At 37.2% G+C, this 25,443-nt stretch carries 25 protein-coding genes and 1 pseudogene; 15 read left to right on the top strand and 11 right to left on the bottom strand.

The features are described 5' to 3' along the window. Nucleotide 1: 1 nt before the first annotated feature. The 6 genes from galE (at nt 2) to pgtP (ending at nt 6,452) form a co-directional block, all read left to right on the top strand. Nucleotides 2-985, top strand: coding sequence for a UDP-glucose 4-epimerase GalE (gene galE, locus AC1DJR_RS05050; RefSeq protein WP_477002149.1), 984 nt, complete (start codon nt 2-4; stop codon nt 983-985). A gap of 119 nt (nt 986-1,104) precedes the next feature. After that, the gene (locus AC1DJR_RS05055; RefSeq protein ID WP_002166430.1) at nt 1,105-1,776 is read left to right on the top strand and encodes a response regulator transcription factor; all 672 of its coding nucleotides are present in this window, start codon (nt 1,105-1,107) and stop codon (nt 1,774-1,776) included. An 11-nt stretch (nt 1,777-1,787) separates the two neighbouring features. Continuing rightward, nucleotides 1,788-3,218, top strand: coding sequence for a HAMP domain-containing sensor histidine kinase (locus AC1DJR_RS05060; RefSeq protein ID WP_477002158.1), 1,431 nt, complete (start codon nt 1,788-1,790; stop codon nt 3,216-3,218). A 66-nt stretch (nt 3,219-3,284) separates the two neighbouring features. Beyond that, nucleotides 3,285-4,067 carry a DUF3919 family protein gene (locus AC1DJR_RS05065; RefSeq protein ID WP_016102280.1) on the top strand — a complete coding sequence of 261 codons (783 nt, stop codon included), beginning with the start codon at nt 3,285-3,287 and terminating at the stop codon, nt 4,065-4,067. Then, a complete protein-coding gene (locus AC1DJR_RS05070; RefSeq protein ID WP_429687996.1) occupies nt 4,064-5,098 on the top strand; it encodes an ABC transporter substrate-binding protein in 1,035 nt (344 codons plus the stop codon). The genes AC1DJR_RS05065 and AC1DJR_RS05070 overlap by 4 nt, the downstream gene beginning before the upstream one ends. A 19-nt stretch (nt 5,099-5,117) precedes the next feature. Next, a complete protein-coding gene (pgtP, locus tag AC1DJR_RS05075) occupies nt 5,118-6,452 on the top strand; it encodes a phosphoglycerate transporter protein PgtP (protein WP_477002150.1) in 1,335 nt (444 codons plus the stop codon). 296 nt (nt 6,453-6,748) lie between these two features. Here pgtP and AC1DJR_RS05080 read toward each other — a convergent pair whose 3' ends face one another. Together AC1DJR_RS05080 and AC1DJR_RS05085 are read right to left on the bottom strand one after the other, a co-directional pair. Beyond that, the gene (locus AC1DJR_RS05080; RefSeq protein WP_477002151.1) at nt 6,749-7,261 is read right to left on the bottom strand and encodes a DUF3278 domain-containing protein; all 513 of its coding nucleotides are present in this window, start codon (nt 7,259-7,261) and stop codon (nt 6,749-6,751) included. Further along, nucleotides 7,262-7,453 carry a helix-turn-helix transcriptional regulator gene (locus AC1DJR_RS05085; protein ID WP_002089683.1) on the bottom strand — a complete coding sequence of 64 codons (192 nt, stop codon included), beginning with the start codon at nt 7,451-7,453 and terminating at the stop codon, nt 7,262-7,264. Between the two features lie 437 nt (nt 7,454-7,890). Here AC1DJR_RS05085 and AC1DJR_RS05090 point away from each other — a divergent pair, with 437 nt between their 5' ends. The 5 genes from AC1DJR_RS05090 (at nt 7,891) to AC1DJR_RS05110 (ending at nt 12,429) form a co-directional block, all read left to right on the top strand. Beyond that, nucleotides 7,891-9,075, top strand: coding sequence for an efflux RND transporter periplasmic adaptor subunit (locus AC1DJR_RS05090; RefSeq protein WP_477002152.1), 1,185 nt, complete (start codon nt 7,891-7,893; stop codon nt 9,073-9,075). Beyond that, nucleotides 9,072-9,752, top strand: coding sequence for an ABC transporter ATP-binding protein (locus AC1DJR_RS05095; RefSeq protein ID WP_000631628.1), 681 nt, complete (start codon nt 9,072-9,074; stop codon nt 9,750-9,752). Before AC1DJR_RS05090 ends, AC1DJR_RS05095 begins: the two co-directional genes overlap by 4 nt. Beyond that, nucleotides 9,749-10,948 (top strand): ABC transporter permease, encoded by a 1,200-nt coding sequence (locus tag AC1DJR_RS05100; RefSeq protein WP_477002153.1) that lies wholly within the window; start codon nt 9,749-9,751, stop codon nt 10,946-10,948. The genes AC1DJR_RS05095 and AC1DJR_RS05100 overlap by 4 nt, the downstream gene beginning before the upstream one ends. Nucleotides 10,949-11,076: 128 nt before the next feature. Then, nucleotides 11,077-11,745, top strand: a complete 669-nt coding sequence (gene yknW / locus AC1DJR_RS05105; protein ID WP_477002154.1) for a YknW family membrane protein — start codon at nt 11,077-11,079, stop codon at nt 11,743-11,745. A gap of 213 nt (nt 11,746-11,958) precedes the next feature. Then, complete coding sequence (locus AC1DJR_RS05110; protein ID WP_002089676.1) at nt 11,959-12,429, top strand: sigma-70 family RNA polymerase sigma factor; 471 nt, start codon at nt 11,959-11,961, stop codon at nt 12,427-12,429. 83 nt (nt 12,430-12,512) lie between these two features. Here AC1DJR_RS05110 and AC1DJR_RS05115 read toward each other — a convergent pair. Beyond that, nucleotides 12,513-12,883, bottom strand: a pseudogene (locus AC1DJR_RS05115) (competence protein ComK). Between the two features lie 194 nt (nt 12,884-13,077). Here AC1DJR_RS05115 and AC1DJR_RS05120 point away from each other — a divergent pair. After that, on the top strand, nt 13,078-13,476 hold the full coding sequence (locus tag AC1DJR_RS05120) for a DUF4359 domain-containing protein (RefSeq protein WP_002034805.1): 399 nt from the start codon (nt 13,078-13,080) through the stop codon (nt 13,474-13,476). 20 nt (nt 13,477-13,496) lie between these two features. On the opposite strand, the gene AC1DJR_RS05125 is transcribed toward AC1DJR_RS05120, so the two are convergent. Both AC1DJR_RS05125 and AC1DJR_RS05130 read right to left on the bottom strand, forming a co-directional pair. Further along, complete coding sequence (locus AC1DJR_RS05125; RefSeq protein WP_002034804.1) at nt 13,497-13,712, bottom strand: DUF2922 domain-containing protein; 216 nt, start codon at nt 13,710-13,712, stop codon at nt 13,497-13,499. A 21-nt stretch (nt 13,713-13,733) separates the two neighbouring features. Then, nucleotides 13,734-13,958 (bottom strand): DUF1659 domain-containing protein, encoded by a 225-nt coding sequence (locus AC1DJR_RS05130; protein ID WP_002016256.1) that lies wholly within the window; start codon nt 13,956-13,958, stop codon nt 13,734-13,736. A 111-nt stretch (nt 13,959-14,069) separates the two neighbouring features. Between AC1DJR_RS05130 and AC1DJR_RS05135 the strand changes: the two genes are divergently transcribed. Then, nucleotides 14,070-14,555 (top strand): VanZ family protein, encoded by a 486-nt coding sequence (locus AC1DJR_RS05135; protein WP_001080696.1) that lies wholly within the window; start codon nt 14,070-14,072, stop codon nt 14,553-14,555. Between the two features lie 99 nt (nt 14,556-14,654). On the opposite strand, the gene AC1DJR_RS05140 is transcribed toward AC1DJR_RS05135, so the two are convergent. From AC1DJR_RS05140 to AC1DJR_RS05155, 4 genes are all read right to left on the bottom strand, one after another. Continuing rightward, complete coding sequence (locus AC1DJR_RS05140; protein ID WP_215576687.1) at nt 14,655-17,411, bottom strand: DEAD/DEAH box helicase; 2,757 nt, start codon at nt 17,409-17,411, stop codon at nt 14,655-14,657. Continuing rightward, nucleotides 17,395-19,014 (bottom strand): SWIM zinc finger family protein, encoded by a 1,620-nt coding sequence (locus tag AC1DJR_RS05145; protein WP_477002155.1) that lies wholly within the window; start codon nt 19,012-19,014, stop codon nt 17,395-17,397. The genes AC1DJR_RS05140 and AC1DJR_RS05145 overlap by 17 nt, the downstream gene beginning before the upstream one ends. A 138-nt stretch (nt 19,015-19,152) precedes the next feature. Further along, entirely contained in the window at nt 19,153-19,455 is a 303-nt protein-coding gene (locus AC1DJR_RS05150) for a DUF3910 family protein (RefSeq protein ID WP_289404989.1), read from the bottom strand. A gap of 84 nt (nt 19,456-19,539) precedes the next feature. Then, nucleotides 19,540-20,415, bottom strand: coding sequence for a cell wall-binding protein EntA (locus tag AC1DJR_RS05155; RefSeq protein ID WP_289404988.1), 876 nt, complete (start codon nt 20,413-20,415; stop codon nt 19,540-19,542). A gap of 677 nt (nt 20,416-21,092) precedes the next feature. Between AC1DJR_RS05155 and opuD the strand changes: the two genes are divergently transcribed. Together opuD and AC1DJR_RS05165 are read left to right on the top strand one after the other, a co-directional pair. Continuing rightward, nucleotides 21,093-22,607, top strand: coding sequence for a glycine betaine transporter OpuD (opuD, locus tag AC1DJR_RS05160; RefSeq protein WP_429688001.1), 1,515 nt, complete (start codon nt 21,093-21,095; stop codon nt 22,605-22,607). A gap of 306 nt (nt 22,608-22,913) precedes the next feature. Then, complete coding sequence (locus AC1DJR_RS05165) at nt 22,914-23,048, top strand: hypothetical protein (RefSeq protein ID WP_341026169.1); 135 nt, start codon at nt 22,914-22,916, stop codon at nt 23,046-23,048. A 155-nt stretch (nt 23,049-23,203) separates the two neighbouring features. On the opposite strand, the gene AC1DJR_RS05170 is transcribed toward AC1DJR_RS05165, so the two are convergent. Both AC1DJR_RS05170 and AC1DJR_RS05175 read right to left on the bottom strand, forming a co-directional pair. Beyond that, nucleotides 23,204-24,505 (bottom strand): glycosyltransferase family 2 protein, encoded by a 1,302-nt coding sequence (locus AC1DJR_RS05170; protein WP_477002156.1) that lies wholly within the window; start codon nt 24,503-24,505, stop codon nt 23,204-23,206. Further along, complete coding sequence (locus AC1DJR_RS05175; RefSeq protein ID WP_477002157.1) at nt 24,502-25,257, bottom strand: diguanylate cyclase domain-containing protein; 756 nt, start codon at nt 25,255-25,257, stop codon at nt 24,502-24,504. Before AC1DJR_RS05175 ends, AC1DJR_RS05170 begins: the two co-directional genes overlap by 4 nt. Between the last annotated feature and the right edge of the window lie 186 nt (nt 25,258-25,443).

Below are 25,443 nucleotides of genomic sequence, written 5' to 3' on the forward strand. Positions count from 1 at the left end.
AATCTTAATCTGCGGCGGAGCTGGCTATATCGGTTCTCACGCTGTTAAAAAACTAGTGGATGAAGGTTTATCTGTTGTAGTAGTAGATAACTTACAAACCGGTCATGAGGATGCAATTACGGAAGGCGCGAAGTTTTATAATGGTGACCTTCGTGATAAAGAATTTTTAAGAGAAGTTTTTAAACAAGAAAATATCGAGGCGGTTATGCATTTTGCAGCTGATTCTTTAGTTGGAGTTAGTATGGAGAAGCCTCTTCAGTATTATAATAATAATGTGTATGGTGCACTTTGCTTGCTAGAAGTAATGGATGAGTTYAAAGTAGAKAAGTTTATTTTCTCTTCTACTGCGGCGACTTATGGTGAGGTAGATGTAGACCTTATTACTGAGGAAACGACGACAAATCCGACGAATACGTACGGAGAGACGAAGTTAGCAATTGAAAAGATGCTTCATTGGTATAGCCAAGCCTCTAATTTAAGATATAAGATTTTCAGATACTTTAATGTGGCTGGTGCAACTCCAAGTGGTATTATTGGGGAAGATCACCGTCCAGAGACACATTTAATTCCGCTTGTTTTACAAGTGGCGTTAGGTCAACGTGAGAAGATTATGATGTTTGGTGATGATTATAATACACCAGATGGTACTTGTATCCGTGATTATATTCATATTGAAGATTTAGTGGCAGCTCATTTCTTAGGACTTAAAGACCTGCAAAATGGTGGAGAAAGTGATTTCTACAACTTAGGAAATGGTAATGGCTTTAGTGTAAAAGAAATCGTGGATGCAGTTCGTGAAGTTACGAATCATGAGATTCCAGCTGAGATGGCACCACGCCGTGCAGGGGATCCAGCACGTTTAGTTGCTTCTTCTCAAAAGGCGAAAGAGAAGTTAGGATGGAATCCTGAGTATGTAAATGTGAAGACAATTATTGAGCATGCGTGGAGTTGGCATCAGAAGAAACCTAATGGATATGAGAAATAAGTTTAATAAATGAGAGAGGGTACTGTCGTTCAACATATGTTCGACAATACCCTCTCTTTTTTTGTATGATTTTTGCTATACTAAACTGTACTATAATACAGGATGGAAGGAGGGAAATGATGAAAATACTTGTAGTAGATGATGAATCGAGTATTCGTAATTTGATTCGGATGCAGTTAGAGATGGAAGGGTATGAAGTATTGACGGCGGCTGATGGGAGAGAAGCTTTAGAGAGATGGAATGAGCAGCCGGATGTACTTATTTTAGATGTGATGCTTCCTGATACGGATGGGTATGAGTTGTTACGTTTATTCAGAGAGAAGGAGCGTGATATTCCGGTGCTTATGTTGACAGCGAAGAGTCAGATGAATGATAAGTTACTTGGTCTTCAGCTTGGAGCTGATGATTATGTGACGAAGCCTTTTAATTATGCGGAGCTTATTCTTCGGGTGAAGAATATGGCGCGGCGCGTGAAGAAGAAGGAGGTTCCTTTAAATCATGAGGTGATTGGGGCTGGTGATTTACTTATTTGTCCAAAGGAACGAAAGCTTCATGTGAGTGGGCAGGAGATTCAGTTAACGTACCGAGAGTTTAATTTGTGTCAGTTGTTTGTTTCGAATCCGCAGCGTGTATTCATGAGAGATGAGCTATTAGAGAAGGTATGGGGGTTTGAGTATATCGGAAATACGAGAGCGGTTGATATTATGGTGCAAAGGCTTCGAAAGAAACTCGGCGCGAGCGGGGAGTATATTAAGACAATTTATGGTGTGGGGTATAAGCTTGATTGCTAAAAGGTGATGATATGTCTTTAAAACGAAATATGGTKTTTGGAATAGTTGGRTTGTTGATTCCAATTCTTGTTCTTTTRTAYGCGGTTGTTTATATTGCACTGGAGAAGAATGTGTATCATAATGCGGCRGATTCCTTAGAAAAGTTAAGTGTGGAAGCGCAAATTTATACGATGAATTATTTAGAGAAGGAAGCAGAAGTRGAGACGTTAGGTCCTAATTCGCTTTTAATTGCTTCGTATTTAGCGAAGCGAATGGATGTCCGGGTGCAGATGATTGGGAAGAATGGAGATGTTGTTGCAGATACACAAAAAGGAGCGTTACTTCATCGGAATATTGACATTGAGAGTTCTTTGAAGGGAAAGAAATCGTATGTTTTCGAGGAGGGAGACCCAGCTCCAATTCTTTTGTTTTCAAGTCCGGTTTATTATGGAAACGATGTCATTGGGAGTATTCGTTTTATAAATGAGTTAACGGATGAGAAGGAAGTTTTAACAAATGTAAGTTGGACGTTTTTAATGACGTCGCTTTGTTTAGTAGCTGCTGGTATTTTCTTTGCGATTCGTTTGGCGAAGTCTCTTCATAAACCAATTGATCAGTTAAGGCAAATGGCATATCGGCTTGCGAATGGAGATTATGAAAGTAAGATTGAGCTGAATGAGTATGTGGAAATTGCGCAGCTTTCAGCGTCCTTTAATGCGATGGCTGATGGGATTGAGCTGCATATTAAGCAGCTGAAGGAAGAGAAAGAGAAACAGAAAGATTTCTTGGACCGCATTACGCATGAGCTGAAAACACCGCTAACAGCGATTATCGGTTATGTAGATTTAATTCCGAAGTTACAGTCGAAGGAAGATGTGCAGGAGAGCCTCCGTTATGTGTCTGTAGAAAGTGAGCGTCTATTATCACTTGTAGAGGAATTACTTAAGTCTTCAAAGTACGGGAAGAGTACGTTTGAAGTGTCACCTACAGTCGTGAATATTAAAGAATTGGCAGAAGAAGCGGTTTCGATTGTGAAACCCAGGTTGCAGCAGTTTGAAATTGAAGTTATGAATGAGTTAACAGAAGTACACGTCGTTGCGGATTTTGATAAGACGAAGCAAATTTTCTTGAATGTGCTTGATAATGCGATTAAATATAGTGATGCTACGCAAGTTCGTATGAATGTAATTATAAATGAGCAGGAAGCGAAAGTTTTTGTTCATGATGATGGTATTGGTATGGATGAAGGTGTGCTTGCAGAATGGAATGAGTCTCCGGAAGGTAAGGTGCTTCCTTCAAGTTACGGGAATGGCTATGGCTTATACATTTGTCAGGAGATTATGAAGAAGCAAGGCGGAAGTATGCGAATTGAGAGTAGTGAAGAAATGGGAACTACAATATGCATTACATTTTTACTTCCGAGACGGATGGAAGACATAAAAAACTTGAAAGCGGTTAAATGATACATTTATGAAACAATTATGCGGTATTTTCGAAACAACGTTTTTTTATCTTGGAGGTAGGCAGAAATGAAAAGGCTATCATTTCAAATTCTTATGTTTGTCTTTTGTATGATCGTTTCTCTTATTTTGTTTTATGTTATTGAGAAGCAAATATATAATCGAATCACAATTGTGGATGACAAACAAGCCGTTTTACAAAGAGTGAATGAATCTCTTCCTACTGAAGTGAAAGTAAGGCATGAGAAGTGGGGAGAAATTGTTGTAACGGATGAAGTTCGTTTGCATACGATTGTTTCATTCTTTGACCGAATTCGAATAGAACCGAGAGAAGCGAGGAATCAAGAACAAGTATTTACTGGAGAAGTAACGTACTTGAATGGACATAAACGTACTTTTGCAGTAGGTGACTTGTTCCAGTACGAGACTAATGTATACGGAAAGAATGGCACGGATCCGATGATCTCAGCATTTCAAACGTATTTGTTAAGTCTGTATTATACACCAGAGCGCATTAGTAATTTCTTTGCGGAGGCAAAGGAAGTTGTAGTGAGGCAAGGGGATGTAATACGTACTATAGATCTTACACACATATTTGATTCTATTCGATACGCAAGGCAAATTACAGATTACGGAGAAATTCAGAAATTATTACAATCACAGAATGAGCCGATTGCTTATATTACTGCCTATAAAACAGGCAAACGTGTAAAGAATGAGCGGGAGGATATTCTAACTATTTCTGTGTATCCATCGTACTTTGTTGTGCAATATCTCGGTGATAATAACGGGAATGTCATGTATATGAAGGGCTCCCTAGCAGAATTCCTTGTAAAGGAGAGTGTGTCATGAGAAAGATAGCCTTTTTCTTCTTTTTGCTAGTAATCGGAGGAGCGATGTCTAGTTGCTCTCGAGATACAACCTCTATTAAATATAATAAAAGTGGTCTCCCTATTTTGGATGATCGTCATCTCGTTGCGTATGTAGCGGCCCGCGAGGAAGTTGGTGAAGCTTTGCTTTCGTCATTTTGTAAACAACGCGGGTGTACATATGAATTTATTCGTCTATCGACAGAAGAACTTCTTCGGAGAGTAGAAGAGGAAGCTGGAAATCCGAAGGCGGATATTATTATTGGCGGTACAGTAGATGCGCATCAAAAGATGAAGCAAAAGAACCTTTCTATTCCTGTTACGACCCAGCATGCGAATCGTATTTCAAAGACTGTTAAAGATAAAGATGGTTATTGGTACGGTTATGAAGTGGAGAAACTGGCAATCGCGATTAATAAAGAGCGGTGGAATGAAGAAATAGCGCCGCTCGGTCTTCCATATCCATCAAGGTGGCAAGATTTATTAGATCCGGTATATACGGATAAGATTGCAATGCCTGATCCAAACGTTTCCGGCACAGCATATACTTTGTTTCAAGCACTTATTGATACTTTAGGTGAAGAAGAATCGAAAGAGTATGTTAAGAATCTTGCAAGGCAAGTTGGTGAAGTAACGGTGAATGGTTATATGCCCGCAGAACTGGTTGCGAGCGGTGAATATATGATAGGCATCAATTTTGCGGGCGATCAGAGAATGCTTCAGAAACAAGGCTTTCCTATTGTAAGTAATGAACCTGAGCAAACAGGGTTGTCTGTTAATGCGATTTCGAAGCTAAAACGTGCACCGAGTGGTATTATAGCGGACTTATTTATTGATTATTGTTTATCAGAAGAAGCGGGGCACATTTTAGAAAAAGTTTCGTTTGGCGTACCGACGATGTTTGCGAAGAATGAGAAAGAAATAGAAGGTCAGCCAGTTAGAAGGACAAACCAAAATATATCAAATAGTGGAATAATCGAGATATGGAATAGACAACGTCTCTCTCAGCCGTGAGAAAAGGAGACGAAAGAATATGTTTAAATGGCTTAAGCCAGCACCTGCAATTGAGAGATTGCCGGCGGATATGATTGACAGGGTATACAAATTATTACGTATTCGTGTGCTAATGGGAATTTCAGTTGGGTATGCTGCTTATTATTTAGTTCGTAGTAACTTTAATTTATCTACTACGTATTTAGTAGACGAGTACGGATTTAGCACTACACAAATTGGGTTATTGGGCGCAGTAATGGCTGTTGTTTATGGACTTAGTAAATTCTTTATGGGGAATTTATCGGATAAGGCTTTTGCTCAACGATTTATTGCAGTAGGTTTATTTTTATCTGGGCTTGTTAATATTTGTTTCGGTTTTGCATCTTCCTTTGGGATGATTTTAACATTACTTGTTCTAAACGGTATTGTACAAGGTATGGGAGCACCACCGTGTAGTATTGTTATGACGAAATGGTTTTCAAAGAAAGAACGTGGTACGAAAACAGGTCTTTGGAATATTTCACATAACGTTGGYGGAWTRCTTGTKCCRCCAYTYRTYGGAATYGGTGTAGGYATTTTYGGTGAAAGTCATTGGCAAGGTGGCGTATTTATTTTCCCAGCGATTATCGTTATGGTAATTGCAGTTCTAGTATGGATTAATGCGAAGGATACACCAGAATCTGAAGGTCTTCCGCCAATTGATGAGTATCGTAATGACTATGAAGATCTTGAAAAAGCAGATAATGCTAACAAGATGTCACCAAAAGAAATTTTAATGAAATATGTAGTGACAAATAAGTTCGTTTGGTATTTATGTATTGCGAATGCATTTGTTTACTTAATTCGCTTCGGTGTTATTAACTGGGTACCAATTTACTTAACAACAGTTAAAGGTTTTACAAAAACAGAAGCGCATGCAGCGTATTCAATATTTGAGGCAGCAGCGATTCCAAGTTCTTTAATTGTCGGCTTTTTAAGTGATAAATTATTCAAAGGGAAACGTATGCCATTATGTGTTATTAGTATGGCTGGGGTTGTTGTTGGTACGGTTGTATATTGGCAAGCAACTAGCATACTTGTTGTGAGTATTGCAGTTTCTGTTATCGGTTGTTTAATTTATGTACCACAGTTTTTAATTGGTTTAAGTGCAATGGAATTAGTACCGAAATTTGCAGTAGGTACAACAGTTGGTATGTGTGGTCTGTTTGGTTATGTTGGAGGAAGCTTCGTAGCAAACGCAGCAATTGGTATTATTGTTGATCGTTCTGGCTGGGATGGTTGTTTCATGTTACTGTTAGCAGGCGGTGTTTTATCAACAATTTTCTTACTGATTGTTCAAATGGGACATGAGAGAAAAGGTCCTAAAGTGGCGTAATAGTTTATCCCGCATTAACGGGCAGTAAGATTCCCGGTTTAAAATTCGAATGTAATGCAAAGAAGTTAGGCTGGGGAATCAACTGCCCGTAAATGCCCGATTGGTTCAACTAATAATCAGTGGGGGATGAAACCCCCCCACTGATTAAAGTTTCACTTTATCCAGAAAAGCGATCCAATCATTATTTTGGATCGCTTTTTTTATAATTGAAAGGACGATCATATGTAAAATTAAAGCTTTATGTGTAAATCGCTTATATATTAAATAGTACTTTCAGTTACTGAGGGGCTAGTTACTTAATATAATTTTTTTAGATTTAATAAACCGACTATATACATGGATAGACCAAAAAATCCGCCACCACAGCAGTAAAGCACAACATTAAATAAAGAAACAGAGATTTCTTCTGAACCTAAATAGGGAAGGATATAATTCATAAATACAAACATTTGGAAGCCCCAAAGTACACCTGCTTTTAAACCAGCTTTTCTTAATGTTTTTTTATGTTGCAAATACTCTTCTTCTGTTGCACATTCAGTATCATTTAGACCTTTCTTTTTCAATTTAAAGATTAAATAATTAGTATAAATCATATTAATGAGAAATATAAATATAGTTCCTATAGATATAGTTTGGTTCATAGTATCGATGAGTAGCATAATAAGCATTACCAACATATTTAACCACCATAAACCAATTCCAGCTATAGCTAATTCTTTATTGATTTCTTGTTTTTGATACTCATCTCTTTCACTAATTGTTCCAATAAAATTATTATATACTTTTTCTTTCCATTCAATTTTCATCATTTAATCTCCCTCCCAAAATAGGCTGTTTAAATCTGTTTTTAACGCTTTTGCTAATTCGATACATAAAGCTAAAGAAGGATTATATTTATTGTTTTCAATTAAGTTTATTGTCTGTCTAGCCACATTAACTTTTTTAGCTAATTCTAACTGAGACAGGCCTTCAGATTTCCGATAGTTTTTAACGTTATTCAAATATAAACCTCCTATTAATATTTGTAGGCTTCGTGTACTGAAGTGTCATATATATATGACACTTTACACTTGGATAAGTAAAATGTCAAATATATATGACAAAAATGAGGGCGATGTAATTGGGGGATTTAGTTTAATAATTCAAATTAGTAGGAAGTTCTTTAGTAAAGGAGGGAGCATGAAATTGATGTTGTGTAAGATGAAAATGTATCATCTAAATACAAAAAAACTAATTTAAATTGGATTTTTCTTTTCCTTAAAACTATCTTAAAAGATAGAATGTCATATTTCTAATCATTGGTATTTTTGTTACAATATAAATGATTGTGTAAAACTTTGTAAAATGAGTGTAACAATGTAAGTAGGATTGTAAATTTTAGAAAGTTTTACACAATTTAATATCTATTAAACTATAAGATATAAAAGGAGAGAGAATATTGTTACCTAATACGGTTCGTACTCCAAACAAGAAGAAGAAATGGATTATTATCGGGGTTATTGYACTAATTGTTATYGTWGCRGCRGTWAATATTTTTGTTATSCAAGGTAAGAAGAAAGGYACRGCKAAKACAGATGCTGTAAGTTTTGAGAAAGTGACAGAGCGTAAGCTTAATAATACGAAGTTAATTTCTGGTCAGGTGAAGCCAGGGAATATTGAAAGTTTTTATGCGGATCCGACTAAAGGAAAAGTGAAAGATATTGCGGTGAAAGAAGGACAAGAGGTAGAAAAGGGAACGAAATTATTCTCTTATGATAATGAAGAAATTAATCTTCAAATGAAGCAAGCTGATCTTGATCAGAAGATGGCTGATATGCGTTACGATCAAGGGAAAAAGAAGATTGATTCATTGAAGAAAGAAATTAAGAAGGTAAAAGATAGTGGGGCTGGGAAAGAAGTAACAGACCCRATGGAAGAGCAAGTAAGYGARTTAGAAATGGCWCARAAAACAACTGAYCTTGARAAAGAAAAAGGRAAGTTACAAAAAGAAGAGTTAAGTAAAAAACAGAAAGAACTTACGATTTATAGTAATTTTACTGGTGTTGTACAGAAGTTAGATAAGGATGCAGCGCAAAGTTCATCTCAGGCATTAGGTGGTCAAGGGAAAGCATTTTTACAAGTTGCTTCTAAAGACCCGTTCCAAGTTCAAGGGACTTTAACAGAGCTTCAAAAGTCACAAATTCAAAAAGATCAAAAGTTCACTGTAACTGCGAAAGCAAATAATAAGAAGAAGTGGACAGGTAARATTACRGAAGTAAGTGAATTCCCAACGAGTGCAGAGATGGCTCAAGCTGCTGGTGAGGGAACTCAAAATATGTCTCAATATACATATAAAGCAAGTCTTGATAGCCAAGATGGTTTATCTCCAGGTTATCACGTTTCTCTGCAAGTAAATTTAGAGAATAAGACGATGATTGCTGTTCCAAGTAAGAGCATTGTAGAAAAAGGCGAAGATGCATTTGTTTATATCGAAGACAAAGGAAAACTTCGTAAGCAAAATGTGAAAAAAGGTGCGAATGATGGAGATTGGACAGAGGTTGTTGAAGGCGTAACAGTGGGGCAAAAGGTGGTTAAAAATCCTTCCGACGACGTGTATGACGGAATGGAAGTGAAAGAGAAATGATTACGTTAAATAATATTGCTAAGACGTATTATCAAGGGAAACTTGCGGTGCCGATTTTGCATGGTATTAGTTTAACGATTCAGAGCGGTGAGTTTGTTTCGATTATGGGACCGTCTGGTTCTGGTAAGTCAACGCTTATGAATATTATCGGTTGTTTAGATCGTCCGACAGAGGGCGAATATATGCTGAATGATGTGAATATCTTAACTGCAGATGAGTCAAAGCTTGCTTTAATTCGTAATGAATATATCGGCTTTGTGTTCCAGCATTTCAATTTACTGCCTCGTCTTTCGGCGGTGGAAAATGTTGAGCTTCCGCTCGTATATGGTGGCGTGAAGAAAGCAGAGCGTCGTCAAAGAGCTCTGGAAGCACTTGGTAAAGTTGGTTTGTCAGACAGAGTTCATCATTTACCGAATGAGTTATCAGGTGGACAGAAGCAGCGTGTCGCTATTGCGAGGTCGATTGCGAATAATCCAACGTTCATTATGGCAGATGAGCCGACAGGTGCGCTTGATACGAAGTCTGGTGAGCAAGTTATGGACATTTTCACGAAGCTAAATGCGGAAGGTACGACGATTGTTATGGTTACGCATGAAGARGARGTAGCWGCTTATTCTTCTCGYCGCATYGTACTRMGAGATGGGAAAATTACWGAAGATAGAAGGTGTGCRGTATGAGTTTACTAGATAGTATRAAAATYGCCYTATCTTCTATTYTAGCTCATAAACTGCGTTCTGCTCTGACGATGCTTGGGATTATTATCGGTGTAGGTTCTATTATTACCGTCGTTGCGATTGGGCAAGGCGGGGAAGCTGCACTGAAATCTCAATTTGTTGGATCAGGTAATCAAACGGTACCGATTCATTATAGTGCCGATATGAAYGATCCTTTTGGTATGGCGATGGTAGAAGCACCGAAGATAACTGAAGAAGATATTTTTGAAATTAAAAAAATTCCAGATATCGCACATGTTGTAACAACAAATTCAAGTATGGAACCACTTGATATTGAAGATAAAATAGAAATGGTGAATATTACTGGATTAGACAGTGAGTACTTTGCGGTAAATAAAGTAAAGTTATTAAAGGGACGTTCTTTACAAGAAACAGATGTGGATCAAGGTAATAACGTTGTCATGATTAGTAAACAAATGGAAGAAAAGGTGTTTAAGGATGCCAATCCAGTCGGTAAAATTATTGAAATGAAAGGTCAACCGATGCAAATTATTGGTGTCTATAAATCAGATAACGAGTTTATGGGAATGGGACCATCAGAAGCACTAGTTCCAATTTCATTATGGCCGACACTGTATGGAAAAGATGAAATTCAAAATATTTCTGTTCAAGCAAAAAATGTAGATAATCTAGAAAAAGCAGGTAAAAAAGCTGCAGATGTCTTAAACAGTCGTAAACCGAGTGATGCAACTGGTAAATACGAAGTTATGAATTTAAAAGAACTTCAAGAAGGTATTTCAAAAATGACAGGTATTATGACGATGATCATCGGCGGTATCGCTGGTATTTCACTAGTCGTTGGTGGTATTGGCGTTATGAATATCATGCTCGTATCTGTAACAGAGCGTACACGTGAAATTGGGGTGCGTAAGGCACTTGGAGCAACACGTAGTAAAATTTTATTACAGTTTTTAATTGAAGCAGTTATGTTAACGCTTCTAGGTGGTTTAATCGGAATTGGTCTTGGGTATGGCGGGGCATATATCGTTTCCACATTTGCGAAATGGCCACCACTCGTTTCTTGGGAAGTTGTCGTTGGCGGCGTACTATTCTCTATGACACTTGGTATTATTTTCGGATTAATTCCAGCAAACAAAGCTGCGAAATTAGATCCAATTGAAGCACTTCGTTATGAGTAATTTACTAGTGTATTAGAGAGGAAACTCTCTAATACACATTACCGTTCTAGTGGGCGGTTCGTATCCTCTTGCATGAGGATGTGAACCGCCCGTTAGAACGGGTTATATAAATAGAAGGAGGCGTTATAATGRAAGCGAATWTKAATACRCAARAWGTWGGTGSRRARAAGCCRTCATTATTTGGAATGATTACWTCTCCTGGGGTACARTTTGAGCGAATGAAAACTAGTAATGCGGTATGGGGTGCGTTTTGGATACTTATTTTATTAGGTGGACTTGTTGCAGGTCTTGCCGCTTATGTGTACTCCCTAACCCCTGAGGCGATTAAGATGAATAAGGATTTGGGTATTAGCGTTACACCTATAATGTCATTTGGTACAGGTGCAGTATTTGGTGCTATTGGTATGGCGATTAGTTTCTTTATTAGTGCAGCAGTGTATAAAATATTTATGATGTTAATGAGCAATGATACTTCTTATAAGAAATTATTAACAATCAGTGTGTACTCAAGCATTATTTCATTACTTGGTTTATTAATAAACACAGTTTTAGCACTTGTTTTAGGCGGATCAGGACAAGAAATGTATACTGGTTTAGGGCCGATTTTCGCTTCAAGTGGTGGTGTTGCAAAAGGTATTGCAAATAATATTGAAGTGTTCACAATTTGGGGATTTGTTATTACATGGTTAGGTCTTCAAATTACGGCTGGTTTAAGTAAAAAGAAAGCAACAATTCTTATGGTTGTCTTCTTTATCTTAACTATTGGATTTGGTGCGGTAAAAGGTATGTTCCAATAATAAAATAAAAAAGGTGACTCTTCCTAGAGTCACCTTTTTTATTTTTACCCCTATTTCAAATACCCCAAGCAGAATTTCAAATACTGCCTAGTGTAATTTCAAATTCCAGCAGCAGTATTTGAAATTACCCACAATGAAATTTCCTTTCTCATTTTATATTGTAGAGGTACCGCGGAATACTGAAGAGGTATACCTTTTAGAAACGGGCACTGTGTGAAGCCAGCGACTTTTGCAGATACGGTTGTTTTGTATGAAGGTATGATTGTAAATCAAATAAAGAGGTTAAATATTTACCAGGATTATGAAGAGTATTATCAATGTGGTTTAATTGGTCTTTGGCATGCGTATGAAAGGTATGAGGAGGAGAAAGGGAGTTTTCCTGCTTATGCGGTTGTAACGGTACGTGGTTATATATTGGAAAGGTTGAAGAAAGAATGCGTAGTGCAAGAGCGCTATGTATGCACGGACGAGTATGAGGAACGATTTGAGTGTGAAGATGCTGGAACGAGGGCGAAGGACTTTATGAGTGTGTTAGATGAGAGGGAGAAGCATATCATTTCAGAGCGATTTTTTACAGGGAAAAATATGGGAGAGATAGCTTCTGAAATGGGGATGACGTACTATCAAGTGAGATGGGTATATCGACAAGCACTTGAGAAAATGAGAGATAGTGTAAGGGGATAAGAATAATAAGTAGAATGGAAGGCAAAGGAAATATTGCGTTCCATTCTATTTACTTTAAGGCAGTAAATGTGGCAAGAGGTTTTTTAAGGTAATGAATCTTTCATGTTCATTCGGGATAATACATGTCCAGATTTGAAAAATTGTTGCTGTAACTTATGAGAACCTATTTGTATTGTTATGGTAGTTCCGTTAAAAAAATGAATGTTAGCTTTGTTAGTTTTTTTGGGAAACTCTATCTCATCTATATGGTTATAGAACGGACTGCATGACGTCTACCTTGATAAGTAGAATGAACATGTGTTAGACAAGATTTCTTTATGAGTTGGATAGCTGTTTGGCAAGAGTACAGAGGGTTTCCGCTACTGTCGATAATTTTTGTCCGGTAATAAGGGTGTTTGCAAGGTTCGAGCATCATTGTAGAACTAGAAATAAAAATATCATTCTCATTATCCATGATTCTAAAATCCTCCCTTATAAAAATTATTATTCCGAATATAATTATATACGAATTATGTAAAATTATTATTAATCTTTTGTTTCGTATTGTAAATTTTTATGGTTCGTTTACAATCAATAGATGATAGTCTTTCTAATTTGCATCGCTTGTACATATATATGAAAATAGAAAAGAGTAGGCGGTGATATAGCATGAAGAAAAAGTATATTATTATGGCTCTAGCTGTTGTTCTCTTAGTTTATTTAGCAAACAGTAATCCGGGTAAGGGAGAATATACGGATTGGGCAGCAAAACAATTTATGAAGCGTAATGATGTGAGTAAGAAGCTAGAAGAGGTTGAGAAAGAAAACAAAGAGGGTATACTTGGCGATCTAGCATCGGCGGGAAAGAAATTAGCAAATAAGTATGTTGAACCACAAGTTGGATTATTAATTGAGCATTATACAAAGCGAAATGATTATATTTTCTTCTCAACATATACGACAGAGTTTGATTTGGGCGGAGAGAATTATAAGTATGTTTGTGTTGGTTTTTCAAACATCTTTATTCCAATTGAAATGCCGAAGAAAAAAGACGAATCTGCAAAATAATGCAGATTCGTCTTTTTGATTTACGGAGTGATTTGAACTTCAGATACGTTTTTTTCTATGAGGCGAGCCCCTTTTTTACGAGTATTTTCACTAATTGACGAAAATACAGATGAAGAAAGAATGGTATCCATTACTTGATTTACGACTAGTTCATTTACTGGTGTGATGGGATTTTCGATAGAAAAGGCAACTGTTTTTCCATCTTCTTTCACGAAAATTAACTCTAGTACTTGCATGTTTTATTCCCTCCTTTTTAATTATAGATTAGAAAGATCTGACGTGCTTACAAGTTGTACAGCGTGAAGTGATGATTGTTGTAGTGAAGCAAGAGCACGTGCTACTTCATGTACTTTTCCTAAATCTGCATTTGTTTTTACACGTTTGAATTGCTTGTTCTTAAAAACTGTTTTACCGTTTTTGTCTAATCCTCCGTTTAATACAAGGCGTAAAGTTAAATCCATTACGATTGTTTCAACTGCCATGTTTATCACCCCCTTTCACTTTATAAATAGGGTGTAAATGTCATGTTTTGGCGTGAAATTTTTTCTTTTTTTTGKTACTCTTAAAAGACTAAGAGAGGRGTTTTCGGRAGAATGAATCGTAAATGGTTATTTTGGATTCCTGTATTACTATGGATGGGGATTATTTTCTATTCTTCAGCWCAGCCATATAAAAAACAGGATATGCGCTCGGATATTGAGCAATATGTAAATGCTGAGTTTGTGAAAGAGCATTTTTCATGGGTATCTATCGATTATGGGGGAGGTACACCTGTTAGTATCGCAAATAAAGGTGTAGGTGGATTTGTTGAGTTTTTCCTTCGTAAAGGTGCTCATTTTATGGTGTTCTTTATGCTYGGTTCATTGACGTATTATGCTTTTCATCGATCGGGTTATTCGAGAAAAAGGTGCTTTGCATACGCCCTCCTTTTCGTTGCGGGGTATGCAACATTTGATGAAATTCATCAATGGTTTACGGGAGACCGTACACCGATGTGGCAAGATTCATTGCTTGATACGTGCGGCGGGTTAACAGGAATTATAATAAGCAATTGGTTTTGGCATAGAAAAAGGAGCTAATCTCATTTAGAGATTTGCTCCTTTTTCATTTATCCCGCTATTTGTGGGAATAGAAACATCCACCTTATCCCGCATTAACTGCCCGTAAAAGCCTTCACTTTATACGCCAAGTAATTCTTTTAGTTCGTCGGTTGATAGTTCGGTCATCCAACTATCGCTTGTAATGACGGCGTTGTTTAATGATTGTTTTCGTTCTAACATTTCATCAATCTTCTCTTCAAGTGTTCCCGTTGTAATAAGCTTATGAACGTGAACGAAGCGTTTTTGACCGATGCGATAAGCACGGTCTGTTGCTTGGTTTTCTACAGCTGGATTCCACCAACGGTCATAGTGAATGACATGGTTGGCGGCAGTTAAGTTTAATCCTGTTCCGCCGGCCTTTAACGATAAGATGAAGATGTCATACGTTCCGTTTTGGAACTGCTCAATCATCTTGTCACGCTCTTTCTTCGGTACGCTCCCGTTTAAGAAGAGGACGCGCTGACCGAATGTTTCTTCTAACATACTTTTTAGCATGTTCCCCATGCCAATGTACTGAGTGAAGATTAAGCAACTTTCATTTTGGTCTTTTATATTTTCGATGAGCTCCATTACCGTTTTTGTTTTCATAGAGCGCTCGACGATATTTTGTGGTTCTTCTTCTTTCAAATAAAGGGCTGGGTGATTACAAATTTGTTTTAGCTTGTTCAGCATAAGTAATATAAATCCGCGTCTTTCAATTCCACTTAATCCTTCTACATTTTGTAATGTATCTTGAACAAGTTGTTCATATAAGGAAGCTTGTTCACCAGTTAGTGGACAATAAGCTTTCTGTTCTTGTTTATCTGGTAAGTTTAATGCGACCGTTTGATCTTTCTTCGTACGACGCAGTAAAAACGGCGAGATAAACCGCTGAACTTGCTGGATTTTTCCTTCATCGCGGTCCTTTTCAATCGGTGTGACGAAGCGGCGCTGGAATTGTCCTAAGCTTCCGAGATACCCATGATTGATAAAGTCGAAAATAGACCAAAGCTCAGCAAGTCGGTTTTCCATCGGTGTACCGGTTAAAGCAATTTTGTGATTTGCTTGTAGGTTTCTTACTGCTTTCGACTGTTTCGTATGTGGGTTTTTTATATTTTGTGCTTCGTCTAAAATAACAGCGTCCCAGCATAACGTACTAAGTTCTTCTTCATCAAGCTGAGCTAATGCATAAGAAGTTAATATAACATCTGCYGATTGAAGAAAATCTTTAAATGACTCATCCTTAGATCGGTTACTTCCATAGTGTAACTGAACACGTAAGCTTGGTGCGAAACGCTCAAATTCTTTTTGCCAATTTCCAAGGACTGATGTTGGTGCCACAATTAATGCAGGACCTGTTTGGAGATTGTTTTCTTTAGCGTATAGTAAGTAAGTTATCGTTTGAATACTTTTTCCGAGTCCCATATCATCGGCTAATAACGCTCCAAATCCAAGCTTTCGTAAGTATAGCAACCACTCAACACCGTGTTGTTGATACGGGCGGAGTGTTGCTTGTAGCGAAGATGGTACATCTACTTTTGGAATATCTCCAATGTGAAGAAGTTTTTGGAAAAGCTCTTCGTAATATCCATCTAGCTCGATTTCAATATCGGTAAACGGACTATCGTCTTCTACAATTTCTGTTTCTGCCGTATTAGATAAATGTTGCTGCAACACATCTTTCATTTCAAGTCCATATTTATCGGCACGGTGCATTAGTTTTTTTACTTCTTCAATAAAGGCAGGATCAAGTCTCATCCATTGACCATTTAAATTGAAAAGACGTTTGTTTTGTTCAACGAGTTCGAAAAATTCACTTTCTGATAAATCAATTCCGTCCGTTGAAATGCGCCAGTCGAAATTAACGAGCGTATTCATGCCGAAGAAAGACTGTGTTTGTGCTGTACTTTGCTTCAGCTGTACACGCAACCTCGGTTTTGTTGCTTTTAAATTTTGCCACCATGATGGTAGTAAAATTGTAATACCTGCTGCCAGTAATTCATTACTTGCTTCGGTTAAGAAGTTCCAAGCTTCCGTTTCAAAGAGTTCTTCTCGGAACTTGTCGTCCTCTTTTAGCCACGGTACGAGCTTACTGAATCCTTCTTGTGTTTCAAGGATACGTTCTTCGTAATCGTGCCATCGTTTTGGTAAGGAATCGATACTTTCATATACATATATGCGATGTGCACCACGTTTTGGTGTAACGATTGTTTCAAGCTTCCACATTTCAAGTTCTTCTTGCGGTTCTTGTAGTCTTAAGCCGACTGTAAATGGAAGATCATCTTCAATGTAACCAATTTTTCGAAGCCAATCTTCTTCATGTAGTGCTGCTTCCAATTGCCTTTTCGTAAAGTCGTAATGTTCATATAGTCTCTTTGCATCTTCCCATCCGTCATTTGAGCGAGCATCTTGCAAAATACTTTCGTTCACAGCGGCAGAGAAAAGAGATGCTAACATGTCATCTTCAATTGAAGTATTCTGAACTTTCCAAGATGGCTGCTGAGACCACTGCTTCATGTCAGGTGCGAAGCTGCCGCTGACGAAAGCGTCCCATAATTCACTTGCGTCCTTTGTAAGTGCCGTAATAGGACCGTTCATTTGCATATTTGCAAATGAATTCATCGGTTTATTTGCGATGTATTCAAATGCCTGTGCATTCGTTAACATAACGCCTTGTTTTCCCTCATACGTTGCTTCTTTTAAAAACGTTCCGTAGAAAGAAGTAGAGTGCCATGCGAATGCATTTTTTTTCCAAGTTGCTACGGATAAGAGAGTACCGCTATCATCTTCTCCCCAAAGGAACCAACCTTGACTAACGTGCTGGAGCCTAATTGTTACTTCAGTTTGTATGATCATCGATTAATTTTCCTCTCCGTAATTCCTCTTGTAGTGCACGCAGACGTGAATGTAAGTTAGCGATATGAATAATGAAAGCATCCCATTCATCAGTTCGCTTCAGTCGTTTATAAAGCATACGTAATTTCTTTAAGTAACGAACGGCACGTTTATATGATTTGCGATTTCGCTCTTCAATTGCTTCCATTGCGGCATGGTGATAAAGAGGAAGTGCTGCTTCGGGCGCTTCTTTTTCAATATCTTTCAATGGTTCTTTCAAAAGTTCGATTACTTCGAATCCATATAAGAGCTGAAGTTCCGTCCATGCATGGTATTGTTTCTTCGCAAGTACATATTGTTCATAATTTGTGAAACTATACGGTAATAGTTCTTGTAAAATCATTTCTAATCCCGCTTGTTCATTCGTATGCGTTGCATATGTCTCATACATCATCACAAATAATCGAACGATATCTTGTATGAAGACGGTATTTTCTTGTTCCGTTATCGTTTCTTTTACTTGTTTATAAGTAAAGGAAAGCCAATCTTTCCCGCGGTCCCACTCCATCGCACTTAATAACTCTTCTAACCAATAGAAGTAAAGGCTCACAACAGAAGAAGGCTGTTTTTCCAGTAATTCCATTGCCGATACATCTTCACCGTTTAAAAAGAGCAGGTGAGAAGATGCTAATGCTTTGGAAAGTGGATTGATTTTAGTATCGATTCGTTTTTTTTCTTCTTGTAGCTGCTCTTCTGTTCTTAACAGTTCACCCCATACGTGACGATAAATGAAGAATCGCTCTTGTGTATAGGCATCGGTAGAGAAGAATGCTTCATGTATGAGCCGCGCTGTTTCTTCTAAAATCGGTTTGGATTCTTCTGGAATCGCCTCTGTTTTTAGKTCCCTAACGGTAGATTCAACTTTATCAACGAATAGGCGAACGACGTTAACTGGTTGGTGATAAGAATATAGTTTGTTTGCTTCAAATTCTTGAATTTCTTCTAATAATTTTTGAAAGCAATAAAGTGCCGCGTGCAACTTAAATAATTCATGAATAGCAACGATGCGCGGAGCTTTCCGTTCTAATTTTGTATAGAAGTCTGTAAAAAGACTCATAAGAAAATACATTTGTTTATAAGTGAGCCGCGCTTGTTCTTTTTTAAATGATTCATATTCATTTTCAAAGTATGTTTGCCAACTTTTATAATCCATTTCTTCAAAAGCTGATGATTGCAATACTTGTCGTGCAGTTCGAATAGGAGGAAGAGAAGGTTTTGTATTATTTTTGAATAAAGTTAATACATCTCCTACTTGCCCAAAACTAGAAGCTGCAGATAGTAACACAGCAAGCATATGCTGACATTGCGTTGGCGCGAAGCAATCGCAATAGCTTTCAGTGACATTACGAATCGGGATGTGAACGCTATATACACTGCCTTCAGCATTTACAGTTCCGGATAGCGTATAGCCATCAAAGTCAACGTTATAGACAACACCACTACGATATAGTTGCCGAGCTGTAGCGACATGCTCTTGATCAGCAACTTGCTGTGGATCAAGCCCTTGAACGAACTCATTCGCAATCATCATAATTTCATCTTTCGTAATTGAGTCTTGCAGCATAATATTCCTCCGTACACAGATTTCTTTCCTTTACCATTATAAACAAAAAATGCCCAAAACAGAAAAAATGAAATTTGGATTACAAAAAAGGATGTTGCCTAGTTGAACTTTCCTACTAGGTAGCATCCTTTTTGGGAATTAAGAGCGTGATTCTTGTAATACCGCTTTTACATATGGATCATGTAATATTTGTTTTATAATTGGTAACATGTTTTGCTCGAATGGAATATCAATAGGGAATGGTTTTTGAGAGCCTGGTTTTATTCCGTATTGTACGAGTTTGTAATGTGTATTTTCTTCAGACTTGAGCACAATTAATTTATAGCGATTGTCATCGTTTGTTAGTGAGAAGTCAATTGCGATTGCATCATATGTTACATCATCTTTATATATGTACGGTTTTGGTGTACCGACCCAGTCTACTTTCGCTTGTACATTCATGGACATAGCCTCCTTATAGCTATTATAAAAAAATAAAAGCCAGCTCTCAATAAAGAGAACCGGCTGTAATTTAGCAGTCATTGGTTATTTTAAAATTTTCACTTTAACAGTTTTGCGTCCCCATTTGTTAGCAGCGCTATCTGATCCAAGTAGAATGTCGATACGGTTACCTTTAATTGCACCGCCAGTATCACCAGCGATTGCTTCTCCATAACCTTCTACCCATACTTTAGATCCTAATGGGATTACTTTCGGGTCAACAGCGATCATTTTCATGTTTGGGTTCGCTGTTAGGTCATGACCCATTGCAGTTAATACACGGCCGCCGTATGTGCCACCGTTTTCGCTCGGATGAGCTGTATATGCTGTAGCTACAACTGTTAACTCACGACCATTAGAAGGTTCGCTAGTTTCAGCAGCTTTCACAGCAGGCTTAGCAGCTGTTTTTACTGGTGCAGGTGCTTGAGCCTTAGCTGGTGCTTGAGCTTTAGCAGGAGCAGGCGTTTCTTGTTTCTCAATAACAGGTGCTGTACCTGTTAAGAAAGGAACATGAACATAAGCTGTTTTCCCGTTATATTCAAATTGTAACCACTCATTTTGTACTTGGTTCGTTGTTTCGATCATATCGTCTTTCTTAAGCGTTCCAAGAATTTCTGAGTTTGTGTTCGCTTCAGTACGTACATTTAATACGTTAGCTGTTACATAGTAAGAGTTCTTTGTAAACTCTGCACTTACGAATGCGTCTTTACCATCTAATTTGATTTGTGACCATCCGTTTTCTGTATTTAGAACATCTAATTTATGACCATTCTGTAATTTATCGACAACTTTTGATTCAGTAGTAGGGTTTTCTCGTACGTTTAGTACGTCTGTTGTTACAACAGTTTCTGCATTAGCAGATGCGGTGAAAATCCCAAGACCAAAAACTGCTGCTGTTGCTATTCCAATTAATTTTTTCATGATAGCCTCCATTGCGTTTGTTTTCGTGTCCTCATTATAGCAACAGATTTTTTCGGATTTTGGGAAAACACACAATTACAAACCATTCGTAATAAGTCGTTAACACTTTGTAATATAGCTAGAATGAGAGGAAAGCGTTTTTCATTCCATATAATTAGTAGGTTTCTAGTTATATTCAAAATATTTAATACAACATATTTTTTTCGGTGCAAATAAAAATATTACAGGGGTGTTACATAATGATTACTATACAGTTACAYTCCTTGAGTATTTTACCGTTTTATGGGTAATATAGTTATATAAACATAAACATCTCGTTTGTGAAGTTATAAACACGCGCTATATACTAGCAAAAAACCGCATAATTGTTACAAGAAGAAAGGGTTGTAAAGAATAAATCTGCCCTTTTTTAAAACTGTAACACATCCTTTTTTGGGGAAATCTCTTCCCATCCGCATTTTTCTCACACAATTTGACAGTAGTATTCCAATCTTGTAGCTCTTGCAGAGTGGAAAGGTTGTACGGAAGGTAAGGCTGTCCATAAGAACTCTAATTGGTGAAGGCAAACTTGAGAGAGCCGAAAGAAAATCACCACAAAAAACTATGGTTTTCTATCCGATTTAACATATCGGAATTTATGATTTTTACAAGAAATGAAACATACGAAGGGGGATTTGATGAGGAAACTGACGAAAACATTTATTGTCTCATTAACATTATGTATTGCATTTACACTTTGGGGGATTATTCCCGAATCTATTATTGGAAAAGGTAGCTTAGGAAATGTAACGACTGTAATTCAAGCTGCGTTAGTTAGTAAGTTTGGATGGTTCTATATTATTTCCGTTTCTATTTTCTTAGGAATTGCTATTTTCTTAATTGTTTCTAAGTACGGTTCGATTCGTTTAGGTAAAGATGATGATGAACCTGATTATAGTTATATGACATGGTTTGCTATGTTATTTAGTGCCGGTATGGGAATCGGTTTGGTTTTCTGGGGTGTCGCAGAACCGATGAACCATTTATACACACCTCCGTTTGGAGAGAGTGCGACTGAAGAGAGTGCACGCCTTGCACTTCGTTTCTCATTTTTCCATTGGGGATTACATCCGTGGGGATTATATGCACTTGTAGCATTATGTATTGCGTATTTTACATTTAGAAAAGGAAGAGCAAGTACAATTAGTGCGACAGTGGGTCCGCTATTTAAAGGCGGTGAACATGGCCGTATTGCCCATATGTTTGATGTTCTAGCTGTATTTGCGACAGTATTTGGTGTGGCGACATCATTAGGACTTGGGGCAAAGCAAATTGCGGGTGGTGTTAGTTATTTAACATCCATTCCAAACTCATTACCGACACAGCTAGTAATCATCGGAATTGTAACTGTTCTTTATATGCTATCTGCGCAAACGGGACTCGATAAAGGAATTAAATATTTAAGTAATGCGAATATTATTTTAGCGTTTGCACTTATGATAATTGTATTATTTGCAGGTCCAACAAACTTTATTATGAATTATTTCACTTCAACAATCGGTTCATACATTCAAGAATTGCCAAGTATGAGTTTCCGTTTAAGTCCATTAAATGAAGGCGGAAATCAATGGATTCAGTCATGGACAATTTTCTACTGGGCATGGTGGATTGCATGGTCACCATTCGTAGGTACGTTTATTGCTCGTGTGTCACGCGGGCGTACAATTCGTGAATTTGTTGTTGGTGTGTTACTCGTACCAACAGTAATTGGTGCGCTTTGGTTCTCTGTTTTCGGAGGAACAGGTATTCACATGGAGCTATTTGATGATGCAAATATATATGGACAAATTAAAGAAATGGGCACAGAAGTAGGATTGTTTGCTATGTTAGACCAAATGGGTAGTATGGGACCGGCTTTATGTGTGTTAGCCATTTTACTTATTTCAACATTCTTTATTACATCGGCAGACTCTGCTACGTTTGTTCTAGCGATGTTAACGACAGATGGTAGCTTAAACCCACCAAATCGTATTAAAATGGTTTGGGGTATTGTTCTAGCGGCGTTAGCTTCGATCTTATTGTATGTCGGAGGATTAGAGGCGCTGCAAACTGCTTCGATTATTGCGGCCTTCCCGTTCGTATTTGTTATTTTCTTTATGATTGCAGCACTATTTAAAGAGTTGCAAAAAGAAGGACGTATGAAACAACATTAATAATAGAAGAAAAAAATTCTGTATATATAAATAGTATTAGGACTGTCGAATGTAGGCAGTCCTTTTTCAATGTTCTATACTATTGTAGGAAAGGCATTACTTTGTTGCAGAATACTATAGATATCGGTAATTTAAAAAGAAAAATCGATATAGTTCGACATTATCCGATATTTTACACATTATATTCATATTTTTGACAAAAATATGTCGGAAATGTGTTGTTACTTTTATGTATATGTGCTATATTATTTCCTGTAAGCGATTTCAAATAGTTTTAAAGCGCATTCAAGGGGGACAACTAGAATAATGAAACGTTACGAAAGAAAGTGGAAGCATATTTGTTTGAAACGTGCGGCACATCGAAATGCCCAAGAAAGCACGGAACCAAAGACTGAAACTCGTAAAGAGCATCAAGAGAAGCAATTGGTTCTACAAAAATAGCAATCACTTTTTCGTATATAAATGAAGGTCGATCGTTCGTTGGGGGATGGACGTGAAATAACTTTCAGCTAAGGGGTATTGTCTGATATATATAGTATTACGGTAAAAAATAAGCACAGAGCATACGGCGCTCTGTGCTTATTTTTTAATGAAATCTATTTTTCTTTTTTAAATCGTACTGTTTTATCCCAACCAATTACTTGTTTCTTGCTCTTTGCACGTAAGTAAAGAATGAGACTGCGAATAAACAAATACGTAAAGAGCTGTGCGTACGTAAAGTACATAATGACGCTTATGAAAATATTGGTCGGTGTAAAGGTTCGTTCGACGCTCTGAGCGCTAAATAATTGAGAAACATATGTAATATATGCGACATACCACATAAATAGTAATGGAATGCTRTATTGAATTTGGAATATCCCGAGCAGTCCAATTAYAAACCAAACGTTTGAAATGATTAGGAATAGCCAAAATACGACATACACTAAAACTTGTTGTAAGGAATGGACGAGAAGTTTCCCTTTAAAAAAGCTTAATGAAGAAAACATTTTTTCTAAAATGTATAAGTTTCCTTGAAGCCAACGTGTCCGCTGTTTTATAAGGATTTTTAAATGTTCAGGTTCTTGTTCCCATGTAATCGATTCCGGGACGATTGGTAAGAGATAGCCCTTTTGGGTAATTCTTAATGTTAATTCGGCATCCTCTGCAATTGCATAAGGGTCATAGCCACCAAGTTCTTCTAATGCGGAACGACGAAGAAGCATGTTTGTTCCGGTTAGTGAACCTGTTTGGAATAATAGCCAACGTCCAGATTGCATAAGGAGCTGGAAAATCTGAAATTCTAATGAAATCATTCGTGTAAGCCAGTTTCTCTTCTCATTTACTGTACGAACGTGTCCAACTGCTCCAACGGCATCCTTTGTTGTTTCAGCATGTTCTACGAGCATTCGCAGTGCATGTGGTTCAGGTTGATTATCTGCATCGTAAACACAGAAATATTCACCATCCGAAATGCTAAGGCCGTAGTTTAATACACGCGATTTTCCTTTCGGTTCGCCAGGTGGTACACGAATGTGATGAATATGAGCATAAGCTTTGTCGAAATCATCGCCAATTTCAGGTGTTTCATCTTGAGAGTTATCGTTTAATAAATAAACGTTTAGTTTGCCTGGGTATTCAATCTTTGCCATYGCTTCTAATGTATCTTTAATAACRACMCCYTCATTATGGGCAGGTATTAAAATATCTACACTTGGATAATGTTCTAGCGTACGATCTTTTCGCTTACTATTTCGATGAATTAAGCCTGCGAGTGTTAAGAGAGAGTAGTAAACGAGTAGGCCTGAGAATAGAAAGGCAGTAAAAATAAGTACATATTTGATTGAAAATGTGATGCTAATCCAAAATACGAGTACGCAGAAYAGAAGGAATAAAAGGAGTATAACGAGTGTCATCATAATAATGTCTGTCCTTTTGTSKTGATTTGTTCTCGTTTTATTTTAATRTCTTGAATTGCTTCAGCRGCAAGCCATTGCTCCATTTTTGGATGTAGACGGTTCATTACAATGTCAGCACCGGCTTCATTTGTATTTTGTAATAAAATGACTAATGTGTTGCTGTCATATTCAGCAGCAAGGTCAAAGTCAGCTCTGACTGTATCAACTAACAATGAAGCTACACGATCCATGACACTTTCCTTCGTATATTTACTAAAGGAAGTGAAATCAAAGAAAATGATAATGCCTGTTTCATTACGACGATTCATCGCAGTTGTTAATAAAGCTTGTCGTCTTTCGAATTCTTGTCTTGTTAATAATTTTGATTCTCCAATGTATTGCTCAAGCGCTCTCACTCGTTCAGTTAACTCTTTATTTTTAAGGATAACCTTTTTTAATAGATGGGTTGAAATATAAACAATGAAGAAGTTAGCTGCCATCAGGAAGTGGGTAATAATATATTCCCATTGATCTGATGTACTCCATAAGTGCAGCCACGCTTGATAAAATAAATAGAATACTGAAATGATTGTTCCTAGTATGAAGAAAATAAATGCTGTTTTATCAGCTAAAAATAGGAATAGTACATTTATGATGACATATATAATTGTAAAAATGAGCGCGTGCTCATATTTCGTCACATGTACAGTAGTAAAATAAAATAAAATTTGTAAAATCCACATAGAGAGGACTTTATAGGACTTATCTTTCACGAAACGTTCCTCCTTAAAGCTAATTCGTGCTGGATATTTGTAGTATGCACAATTATTAAGAAATGGACCATGTATGATATTATCCCCTTTAGGTAGACAGTGTAAAAAGACCATGTACATACATGGATGTTACACTATTACTTGGAGGGGATTTTTCATGACTAAAAAAGGCTTAACTTTTAATAT

Source organism: Bacillus sp. 05T31, from assembly GCF_056396725.1.